General features: G+C 36.6%; 9 protein-coding genes. 4 read left to right on the top strand and 5 right to left on the bottom strand.

Going from position 1 to position 11408, the window contains the following annotated elements:
- Positions 1–1175 (bottom strand): beta-ketoacyl-ACP synthase II (fabF, locus tag ACY65O_RS05600; RefSeq protein WP_462219865.1); only part of this gene is annotated, 1175 nt, incomplete at its 3' end.
- Between the two features lie 27 nt (positions 1176–1202).
- A complete protein-coding gene (locus tag ACY65O_RS05595; protein ID WP_430987719.1) occupies positions 1203–1439 on the bottom strand; it encodes an acyl carrier protein in 237 nt (78 codons plus the stop codon).
- A gap of 336 nt (positions 1440–1775) precedes the next feature.
- Here ACY65O_RS05595 and ACY65O_RS05590 point away from each other — a divergent pair, with 336 nt between their 5' ends.
- Positions 1776–2204 (top strand): GNAT family N-acetyltransferase, encoded by a 429-nt coding sequence (locus ACY65O_RS05590; RefSeq protein ID WP_462219864.1) that lies wholly within the window; start codon positions 1776–1778, stop codon positions 2202–2204.
- Between the two features lie 66 nt (positions 2205–2270).
- On the opposite strand, the gene ACY65O_RS05585 is transcribed toward ACY65O_RS05590, so the two are convergent.
- Positions 2271–2747 (bottom strand): YcxB family protein, encoded by a 477-nt coding sequence (locus ACY65O_RS05585; protein ID WP_462219863.1) that lies wholly within the window; start codon positions 2745–2747, stop codon positions 2271–2273.
- A 377-nt stretch (positions 2748–3124) separates the two neighbouring features.
- Positions 3125–4591, bottom strand: coding sequence for a DUF5723 family protein (locus ACY65O_RS05580; RefSeq protein ID WP_462219862.1), 1467 nt, complete (start codon positions 4589–4591; stop codon positions 3125–3127).
- Between the two features lie 183 nt (positions 4592–4774).
- Between ACY65O_RS05580 and ACY65O_RS05575 the strand changes: the two genes are divergently transcribed.
- Positions 4775–6124 carry a Fic family protein gene (locus ACY65O_RS05575; protein WP_462219861.1) on the top strand — a complete coding sequence of 450 codons (1350 nt, stop codon included), beginning with the start codon at positions 4775–4777 and terminating at the stop codon, positions 6122–6124.
- A gap of 641 nt (positions 6125–6765) precedes the next feature.
- Here the strand turns inward: ACY65O_RS05575 and ACY65O_RS05570 are convergent.
- Positions 6766–10128: a vitamin B12-dependent ribonucleotide reductase gene (locus tag ACY65O_RS05570; RefSeq protein ID WP_462219860.1), complete on the bottom strand. Its 3363-nt coding sequence runs from the start codon at positions 10126–10128 to the stop codon at positions 6766–6768.
- A 335-nt stretch (positions 10129–10463) separates the two neighbouring features.
- Here ACY65O_RS05570 and dtd point away from each other — a divergent pair, with 335 nt between their 5' ends.
- Both dtd and ACY65O_RS05560 read left to right on the top strand, forming a co-directional pair.
- Complete coding sequence (gene dtd, locus ACY65O_RS05565; RefSeq protein ID WP_462219859.1) at positions 10464–10916, top strand: D-aminoacyl-tRNA deacylase; 453 nt, start codon at positions 10464–10466, stop codon at positions 10914–10916.
- A 3-nt stretch (positions 10917–10919) separates the two neighbouring features.
- Entirely contained in the window at positions 10920–11255 is a 336-nt protein-coding gene (locus tag ACY65O_RS05560; RefSeq protein ID WP_462219858.1) for a nucleotide pyrophosphohydrolase, read from the top strand.
- The last annotated feature ends 153 nt before the right edge of the window (positions 11256–11408 follow it).

Raw genomic sequence — 11408 nt, 5'->3', positions numbered from 1 at the left:
GTGCGGTGCTGGGCTTTATTAAAAGTAAAATTTAAGTTGGTATCCAAATCAGGGTCGTCGGTAAAATGATTGATGGTGGGAGGAACGATATCTTTTGTTACGGCCATTATACAAGCCAGTGCTTCTAAAGCGCCTGCGGCGCCAAGGCAATGGCCCGTCATACTTTTGGTACTGCTGATATTTAATTTATAAGCATGTTCTCCAAATACACTTAGTATAGCTTTTGTTTCGGCAATATCTCCCAATGGTGTGGAAGTGCCGTGTACATTGATATAATCGATTTCGGTTGCAACCATGCCGGCATCTTTTAATGCTACATTCATTACATTTTTTGCACCAAGCCCTTCGGGATGTGGCGCAGTAATATGATGTGCATCGGCAGTAGCACCGCCTCCGGCAATTTCGCAATAAATTTTTGCGCCTCTGGCCAAAGCATGTTCTAAACTTTCCAAAACTAAAACACCTGAGCCTTCGCCCATCACAAATCCATCTCGGTCTTTATCAAAGGGGCGGCTGGCAGTTTGCGGACTGTCGTTTCTTTCGCTTAAGGCTTTCATAGCATTAAAACCACCTACGCCTGCAGCGCTAACAACGGCTTCGCTCCCACCAGTAATTATTACATCTGCTTTATTCAATCTTATATTATCAAAAGCATCAATAATAGCATTGGTAGAGGAAGCACATGCTGAAACCACTGCATAATTGGGTCCACGAAAACCATGACGCATGGATATTTGCCCTGCGGCAATATCCAGTATCATTTTTGGAATAAAGAAGGGGTTGAAACGTGGCGTACCATCGCCGAGAGCGTAATTGGTAACTTCTTCCTGAAAAGTAATTAAACCGCCGATACCGCTGGCGAAAATTACACCAACCCTGTCGGCATCAACATTTTCTTTTGTTATACCGGCATCTTTAACGGCTTCGTCGCTTGCAATTAATGCAAACTGGCAATAGCGGTCAATTTTTCGGGCTTCTTTGCGGTCTAAATAATTGGTAGGTTCAAAGTCTTTAACTTCACAGGCAAACCTTGTTTTAAATTTACTGCAGTCGAATTGTTTAATAAAATCGCACCCGCTTACGCCGTTAGCCAAACCCTGCCAATATTCTTCAACAGTTTTTCCTAACGGTGTAAGGGCACCCAATCCGGTTACTACAACACGTTTAAAAGCCATAAAGTTTGCCTGTGATAGTTAATTAAATTACTTAGCATGTTCTTCTAAGTAAGCAACTGCCTGCCCAACGGTAGTGATGGTTTCGGCCTGCTCATCCGGAATAGAAATGTTGAATTCTTTTTCAAATTCCATAATAAGTTCAACGGTGTCCAAGCTATCGGCACCTAAATCATTAGTAAAAGATGCTTCGGTGGTAACCTCTGCTTCATCAACTCCTAACTTGTCAACAATTATTTTGTTCACCCTTGTTGCAATGTCTGACATAATTTTAAAATTTAGTTTGTCTGGCTGCAAAAATATACATTTTGCAATAATTACAAAGAAATATAAATAAGGGCAAAAATAAGTGTTTACAACTATCTTATTTATAAGAAAGCAGAGATTTTAAATCAGGCGTTATTTTATCATTAAAGATTTATCAATACAGGCTTATCAAAGCATTACTAATTTAGATTTACAACAGTATTACCCTGTGTAATTAATTGTTTTCAATAGTTTTATATTACCACTTACTGCTATATTAAGATTATAAAAAAAATTGTATATTGTAAGTGCTTCAAAGTAATTAAAGCTGTTATACTTTACTAAAACAAAACTGTTATGGCCTTAAAACAAATAGACCACGGTTCAAAAGAATATCAGCAAATGGTGTTATTGCGGATGGAGATATTACGCAAACCGCTTGGCCTGGGTTTTACCGAAGAAGAACTGGCTAAGGAAAAAGAAGATATTTTAATTGGTGCTTTTGAAGAAGAAAAAATATTAGCCTGCTGCCTGCTAACCAAAGTAGATAATGCTACAATAAAATTACGCCAGATGGCGGTACAAAATAATTTTCAGGGTAAAGGAATAGGTGCCAGTATTATGAGTTTTGCCGAAACGGTTGCAAGAGACAGAGGCTATAAAAAATTAATGATGCATGCCCGTGACAGTGCCATTGGCTTTTACGAAAAATTTGATTTTAGTGTGAAGGGAAATGCGTTTATTGAAGTGAATGTACCGCATCATGTGATGGAGAAAAGGCTGTAAGAGACAACTGGCGACAGACAATGGACAACAGAAAAGACTCGGGTTGTCATTGGTCTGTCTCATGAGTCATTTAACTATCTTCTCTTTAAATATTTTTCTTGCTTCATGTACATCATCATCTGCAAAAGCTTCTTTAGGTACAATAAAAAATGAGCGGCTGTTAAAATACAAGTGAAAAAAGTGCGGACTTTCAATCCATGTACTAAAATCAGTCCAGGGCCAGCTTCTTCCCCCTCTTTCATTTTCAATTCTAAATTCATCGGCAGTTAATATGGCCTGCATCCTGTCTTTAAAAGCCGGTGCTTTTTTATATACCATTTGAGGTAATAAAAACCAAAATATAATCATAAGGGCAAACCATAACACTGCACTAATTAAAAAAGCCTGCGGCGATACTTTCTTCAGATAAAATAATACTGCAGATATTATTGCAAATACATTCACCAGGATGATCATGATTTTTATTTCACGCCTGGTAATAAAATGATAGCGTAGCGCCTGTATTACTTTTGCCTTGTTGTAAGTGAAGTATTGCGATGTCATAAAACAAAGATAATTGATGGGGTTGATTAATTATCCATTACAAAATTTTATGCAGTATAGTTCAACAACTGCAGCCACAAGGCCAATTTGCTTATTGTTGAAGATATGCTTTTAAGAATACTGATTACAGTTATTAATGCGGCAGCAATGCTTACATTATTATTAGGAGTAAATATATTTTCTTCGTGTAATGAAGATAAAGACAGCAGTGTGATTGAAACCTCTTTTTATTACTGAAAAACAGTATTTAAACTAACTGATTTTTAAACGAAACAAATATTTTTTGCAGTTAATAAAAGAATATGACAGCACCCCATTTTATAAACAGGAATTTAACAGCTGCAGTTATTTAAGGGATTTTGTGAGGAAGAAATAAATTAATTAGTGGGGCAACCCAATTCCCTTCTTTGTTTTCTGCTTAGTTTATGCGTTTGTTGTCCGTAGGTTTTATTTTTATATTCCCTGTAACCAAAGATTGGAATACGTAAAATAAAATAACCATCTAACCCTTTTGTTTTGCCCGCTCTTGCATTTATTATTGAGGAAGAACCTATAACCAGCGGACCCAAACGCAAAGCTGCACCTGCATTTAAACGGGAAATGGAGTTATAACTTATGGGCATATAAAAACCTGCCCATGTAATTTCTGCCCTTGGCGTAATACAAATTGAAACTGGTGTATAATTCCCCGTATAAAAATTAAGCTTTGAAAAAATTAAAGGAATGTTTAATTGTGCCTGCACACCTAACCATTTATTAAAATATCTGTCGTAAGATAAATGCAAAGTGGTGGGCAATTGCATGGTTAACAAAGACGACTCCGTTCTTGCATTAAAAAGATTATTGTAATAATTAGCCATTTGGTAAATGTCGTTGGAGTCGGAAGGGAGAACCAATGTATCAACAGTATAAGTTTTACCCGAAAAATTGTTGACCATACTTTTTGTTTGCTGTTTTTTATACCGGATAAACCCAATATCGGTAATTGAAGCGCCTGCTTTCCAAATGTAGTTGGCAGTTCTATCGCTGTACAAAGTTTCGTACACCTGCATTTCATCCCGGTATTCATAACTTACGCCAATGTCTAAACCTGCGCCAGGATTTTTAAAGGAGAGATAATCATTAATATCATCTGAAAGCGAATCTAAACTTTTGGTGTAGCTGATATTAATATTTCCTGTAGCGTTTATCAATGCATCTTTTGTTTTACCATCTGCCGGATCAATTATAGAATCGTGGATATAAGATAAATTATTACTGCTTAATGAAAATGCGGCTACACCTCCAAGATACTTTAAGGAAATACCGGCCTTCCACACCCCAAAATCTGTATTAGCAATTTGACGGCTGTACGTAAGCGCCACTTCTTTCCAGGTATGCATGTTAACAGAAGCGTTGATGATAGCAAGCCTTTTACCCAGGTAAGATTCGGTTGATACATCGGGCAATAAAGAATTTAAAATAGCATTACTTATATCATGCACATTAGTAAAAACCCTTGCCCTTGTTGTTACTGCAAAAGCATTTTTATCAGAGAGTTTTATCATTACTGATGGACCGAATACATCAGTATTAAAATTTAATTTCCCATCTTTTTTTACAGGATTAGGGTAAGCAAGACCTGCTGCATCATCATTCCTGTTTTTATATTTAAATGCAAATACATTATTCCCAAGCGCTGTTGAAAATCCTACGAGATTAATATCAGCCCGGGTACGATGGTTTAATATATCTGCAGGATTATTTAAAATGCTGTACACCCCGGCGTATGCGGAAGAGTGGTAGCCTGTGTAGGATTGTGCTTGAGAAAAAAAATAATTAAACTGGATAAGAGTTAAAAGCAAAATGCCTTTAATGATTGAACGGACTTTAAAGATTAAAAAAGATTGCATTGATTAGCAGCAAGTATATTAGGTAAAAATAGCCCTTTATTTGATTTAAAAGCAATGTGGCAACAACAGGTTTGAGAAGCGAATTTTATAGAATTTTGAAGAGAACCAATAAAAGTTTAGCGTTATATTTGAAGAGTGAAAGATTTAATGGAACATATTAATGGATTAAAAAAACAGTTGGCCCAGCTGCAACCGCTGAGCATTGAAAACAAACAGCGCTTAGATAAAAAATTCCGAATGGAATGGAATTTTAACAGCAACCATATTGAAGGTAATACGCTTACTTACGGAGAAACAGAATTACTATTGATTTTTGACCTAACCAAAGGCAATCACGAATTAAGAGAGTATGAAGAAATGAAAGGTCATGATGTTGCGTTAAAATTGATTTACGATTTAGCAAATGATAAAGAAAGGCAACTTACAGAAAAGTTTATCCGGGAGATAAATGAAATTCTTTTAGTAAGACCTTTTTATAAAGAAGCCATTACACCCGACGGACAGCAAACGAGAAGACAAATAAAAATAGGAGAATATAAATCTTTCCCTAATTCAGTTTTATTACAGAATGGAGAAATATTTCATTACCCTTCTCCTGCCGAAACCCCGGCAATGATGAATGATTTGATGAACTGGTATAATGAAGCTTCTTTAAATAAAAAATTACAACCTTTAGAAGTTGCAGCAGAATTTCATTATAAATTTGTCTGCATACACCCTTTTGATGACGGCAATGGAAGAATAGCAAGGTTACTGATGAACTATCATTTACTTAAAAATGATTGCCCACCCGTAATTATAAAAACTGCGGATAAAAAAAATTATCTGTTTGCTTTAAGAGAAGCGGATACAGGAAATATTGAAGCTTTTAAAAGTTATATAGCTGACCAATTAATTTGGAGTTATGAGATTTCTGTTAAAGCTGGGAAGGGAGAAAGTATTGACGAGGCTGGAGATTGGGAAAAGAAGATAAAACTACTTCATCAAAAAATTAATCCGTCATTAAGTCTTGAGAAGAAAAAATCTCCGGAAGTTTTAACTGAAGTATTTAATAATCAAATCTTAGCTTTAATTGAATCAATACTTGATAAATGGAATTCCATTAATGAATTATTTTTTAATCGTACCATTCAGGTCAATATTTATAATTTTGGTTCTACGGGGCAACTTAGTAAGTCTAATGATTTTAAAGATTTTTTCAACAGGCTTAAGGACAATAAAAATTTTCTAACGGATAGATGCGAACTCAATTATTACTTAAGTGGTTTTAAAAAAAATGGGAAGAAAGCTTTTAGCCTCCATATACCTATAATTATTTCTTTTAAAGATTATTATTATTCTATTACACTTGATTCAATTCCCACTTTCCAAATTGACAAATATTACCACCAAAATATTTCTACAGAAGATGAGGAATTATTAGCAAACGTTATAACAGATTTAATAGTTATAACTTTCGAGAAGCAGCAAACACCACTCAATTGATTATTTTGTATAAGTGCTTCTCTTTTCTTCTACTTCAATCAACTATTTTATGTTTATAAAATCTTCCAAATATATAAATCATTTTTTGAGGTTTACTTTTATTAAAAACTTTTCAATATTGCAGATTAAAATCCGCATTCTATCAATTCTATAAAATAAGCAATACGTTTTAAATTTTCGCTATAATACCCTACAGTAAAGGGTTTTAAAAAAAATCTTAATAACTTGTGAATTCAATTTTTCTATTTTTCTGTAGCCACTTGGAAAGTAATTGTCTAGGAATTATATTGCATGATAATTAGAAGAATTCAATTTTGTATAATAAAAAAAGGAGCCTCAATCTTTAATGACAATTGAGACTCCTCCAAAATTTCTGAGAGTTAGACTTCTTACTAAGCAAATGAGGCTTTTCACCAAGCCAAGTGAACCTGGTCACCTTTTCTCACAGAATTTGCATTGTCGGGTAACAAGTCTCCAAACGTATTATCCCGTCAACTTTTTTTAAAAGCTCTTGCTAAGCAAGGGCTTTTTTATTTTTATTTAAAGAATTTTTTAAAATAAGCCATCCAATAAATTGGACAGCTTATTTTTATGTGCTTGTGTTTCCTGTTCTTTAATTTTTACCCTTTTAGGAATACGGGCTAACTGCAACCCATACTATTTCCGCAATTCAAACATTTGTAACAAGTGCCGCTGCATACTGTTATGTGGCCGCAGGTATTACAGGCCGGTGCATCGCTCTGCATACTTTTAGCTGCTGCATTTACGGCGTCCATTGGGTTGTGTGTTTTTTGTACAGAGGCGGTGCGGTGTGCCGCTTTTACAGGCTGAGGTGTTGCACTGCCCAATACTCTTACTTCACTCAACTCCGGTTTACGCTCCCCAATAGTTGGAGTGGTTTGGTCCCACTCTGCATTGCCCAAGTTTTGTACTTCGGGTGTATCCAGTACATGAACTAAATCGTTGCGGCCTAAATATTCGTACGCCAAGGAACGGAACATAAAGTCGATGATAGAGGTGGCACTTTTAATATTTGGATGATCCACCATTCCTGCCGGTTCAAAACGGGTGAACACATATTTTTCTACATATTCTTCTAAAGGCACTCCGTATTGCAGGCCGATAGAAATAGCAATAGCAAAACAGTTAAGCATACTACGCATGGTAGCACCTTCTTTTGCCATGTCGATAAAAATTTCTCCTAAAGTACCGTCATTGTATTCGCCTGTGCGGAGGAACAATGCCTGGCCATTAATTTTTGCCTTTTGTGTAAAGCCCCTGCGCTTTGCCGGTAGTGCCCTGCGTTCTACAATCATGGCAAGCTGGCGTTTTAATGTGGTGTCAGCGCTGCTTTGTACACGTTTGTTCATTTCATCCAGCAAATCATCAATGGTTAATTTACCCATATCCACCATAGTAGAAATATCTGCGGCTAATGATGCTGCATTTTCTTCGCTGATGGTTTCGTCTAATTTTTTCTTCTTATCAGATTTATTGCTAAGTGGCTGCGATAATTTACTGCCATCACGGTACATTGCACAGGCTTTTAAACCCAGCTCCCAGCTCATACGGTAAGCATCGGCAATATCTTCCTGTGTGGCTTCATTAGGCAGGTTGATGGTTTTAGAAATAGCACCGCTAAGGAAAGGTTGTGCTGCACCCATCATGCGTATGTGGCCGTGTGCATGAATAAAGCGTTGGCCAATTTGGCCGCATTTGTTAGCGCAATCAAAAACAGAAAGATGTTCGTCTTTTAAATAAGGCGCACCTTCTACCGTCATTGTACCGCAGATGTAAATATTTGCAATATCAATTTCTTCATCAGTAAATCCTAAGGCTTCTAATAAACTCCAGCCAAAATCGCTGTACTGCTCCGGTTTAAATCCTAAGCGCTGCAGACAATCTTCTCCTAAAGTATATACATTAAATACAAAGCCAATTTCAAACGCAGCTCCTAATACTTTATTTACTTTCTCCACATCACCGGCAGTAAAGCCTTTTTCCATCAATGTTTTTTTATTGATGAAAGGTGAGTTGTTTAAAGATGCATGACCTTTGGCGTAGTTTACAATTTCTTCAATTTCTGTTTTGCTGTATTTTAAATTACGTAATGCTGCAGGTACACTTTGGTTAATGATCTTGAAATAACCACCACCACTTAATTTTTTAAATTTCACTAAAGCAAAATCGGGTTCAACGCCTGTAGTATCGCAATCCATTACCAAACCAATTGTACCTGTTGGTGCAATTACAGTGGTTTGTGCATTACGGTAACCGTACTTCTCTCCCATTTGCACCGCATCATCCCATGCTTTTGTTGCAGCCTTCAATAAATAATCAGGACAATATTTTGCGTTTATCCCCTGTGGTTTTATTTCAATACCTTCATAAGCATCCTGTGCATCATACGCAGCGGCACGGTGGTTACGCATTACACGTAACATGTGTGTTTTATTTTCTTCGTACTTATCAAATGCACCCAGAAAGCTGGCTAATTCTGCAGAGGTGCTGTAAGCAACCCCCGTCATAATTGCAGTGATGGCTCCTGCAATACCCCTTGCCTCTTCACTATCGTAAGCAATACCGCTTACCATTAACATACTGCCTAAGTTTGCAAAACCCAAACCTAATGTTCTGTAATCGTAACTTAATTGTGCTACTTCTTTGCTTGGAAACTGTGCCATTAAAACAGACACTTCTAAAACTACTGTCCATAAACGACAGGTATGTTCAAAACCTTTTACATCAAAAGTATTGGTGCTCTCTTCAAAAAACTGGCGAAGATTAACGCTTGCTAAGTTACAGGCAGTATTATCTAAAAACATATATTCACTGCAGGGGTTACTTGCTCTTATCGGTCCGCCTTCGGGGCAGGTATGCCACTCATTAATAGTAGTGTCATATTGCGTTCCCGGGTCGGCACAACGCCATGCAGCATAATTAATTTTTTCCCATAATTCATTTGCTTTTATTTTTCTCATCACACGGCCATCGCTTCTGCCTTTTAATTCCCATTCTCCATCTTCATCTAATACTTTAAAGAAAGAATTGGGGATACGTACAGAGTTGTTACTGTTTTGCCCACTAACCGTTCTGTAAGCTTCGCCTTCGTAATCGTTAGAATAACCTGCTGCAATTAACGCTGCCACTTTATCTTCTTCTTTTGTTTTCCAGGTTATAAATTCTACAATTTCAGGATGGTCTAAATCCAAACAAACCATTTTAGCTGCTCTTCTTGTAGTACCGCCACTTTTAATGGCGCCTGCCGCCCTGTCGCCAATTTTTAAAAAACTCATTAAGCCGCTGCTTGTTCCGCCGCCGCTTAATTTTTCTCCTTCGCCACGAATGCTGCTGAAGTTGGTACCCACACCACTGCCATATTTAAAAATCCTTGCTTCACGTACCCAAAGATCCATGATGCCACCTTCGTTTACCAAATCATCATTTACACTTAAAATAAAACAGGCATGCGGTTGCGGCCGTTCGTAGGCGTTAGCCGATTTTTTTAATTGCCCGTCAACAGCATCTACATAATAATGTCCCTGTGGTTTGCCGGTAATGCCATACACTTCGTGTAAGCCTGTGTTAAACCATTGCGGACTGTTGGGTACGCAGGCCTGATTTAAAATAGAATACACCAGTTCATCATAAAAAATTTCTGCATCCCTGGGGGTTGCAAAATAATTATATCTTTCACCCCATACCCGCCAGCAATGTGCCATGCGGTGGGCCACCTGTTTAACTGTTGTTTCTCTTCCGGTTGTTCCATCAGCTTGTGGTACGCCTGCTTTTCTAAAATACTTTTGTGCAAGAATATCTGTAGCAATCTGGCTCCACTGTTTCGGTACTTCTACATTATCCATTTGAAATACAACTTCGCCTGTAGGATTTTTAATTACAGATGTACGGTAATCGTATTCGAACATATCGAATGGGCTAACATCATCCCTGGTAAACTGCCGGCTGAACTGCAGCGCTTTTGTGGTTTGTTTCTTCGTTGACATATATACAAGTGCTTGATTGGTGGGTTAAGTAATTGTTAAGCCAACGAAAATATTTGTTACAGCCGAACAAACAAACTTTTTAATATTAACACTTGTGGACAAAATTGGTGGATAATTTGAAAGACTCAATACTGTATTGCGTTTGCTTACTTTTCCCCATCTTTTTATAAAAATGTTTGTTTAAAATGTTGGATTTTTCAATAAAATTTCAATGGGTTGATTTCAGGCGGTTTTTGGAATTTTTAAAAAAAAAGAAAGTAGTTTTTTTGAGATGAGCAGTTTTATTTTTAAAATGTTTTAGCGGAGGCTTACCTTTAAATCTTTTTTAAGTAAATATGAGAGCAGTAATACAAAGAGTAAACCATGCCAGTGTTACCATTGATGGCCACATTAAATCGTCAATTAAAAATGGATTGCTGGTTTTTGCTGGCATAGAAGATGCAGATAATAATGATGACATTGAATGGCTGAGCAACAAAATTGTAAACCTCCGCATTTTTGATGACCTTGATAAAGTGCCCAATATTTCTGTAAAAGATATTGATGGCGATATTTTATTAGTTAGCCAGTTTACTTTACATGCGGCAACAAAAAAAGGCAACAGGCCTTCTTACATAAAAGCAAGCAAGCCCAATATTGCCATACCGCTGTATGAAAAAATGATTGTACAGTTAGAAAATGATTTGGGTAAAAAAATATTTACAGGGGAGTTTGGGGCAGATATGAAAGTTTCTCTTTTAAATGATGGCCCTGTCACAATTATTATAGACTCTAAAAACCGGGAATAAATTATGAATGATATTACTTTGCAGGAAGCACAAACAAAAGTTGATCAATGGATAAAAACTGTTGGAGTAAAATATTTTAGTGAGCTAACCAATCTTGGCATATTAATGGAAGAAGTTGGGGAGTTAAGCCGCTTGATGGTAAGACAATATGGTGAGCAATCTTTTAAAGAAAGCGATAAGGGCAAAGAGCTTGCTGATGAGATGGCAGATGTTTTGTGGGTATTAATTTGTTTGGCCAACCAAACAGGTGTAGATTTAACAGCAGCGTTACATAAAAATTTTGAAAAGAAAAATTTAAGAGACAGCGAAAGGCATTTGAATAACGACAAACTACAATGACCGCATGAAATTTTCGGTAAAAGATATATGGTTAATGCTAAAACAATCCTTTAATGATTTTATTGATAATAAAGTTTTAAAGTTAAGTGCGGCGTTAGCTTTCTATACTATTTTTTCGTTGCCTGCCATGCTTATTATTGTAATTTCTGTAAG

It is taken from the genome of Ferruginibacter sp., assembly GCF_031430955.1.
GTDB lineage: Bacteria > Bacteroidota > Bacteroidia > Chitinophagales > Chitinophagaceae > Ferruginibacter.
This window is presented reverse-complemented; position numbering and strand designations above follow the sequence as displayed.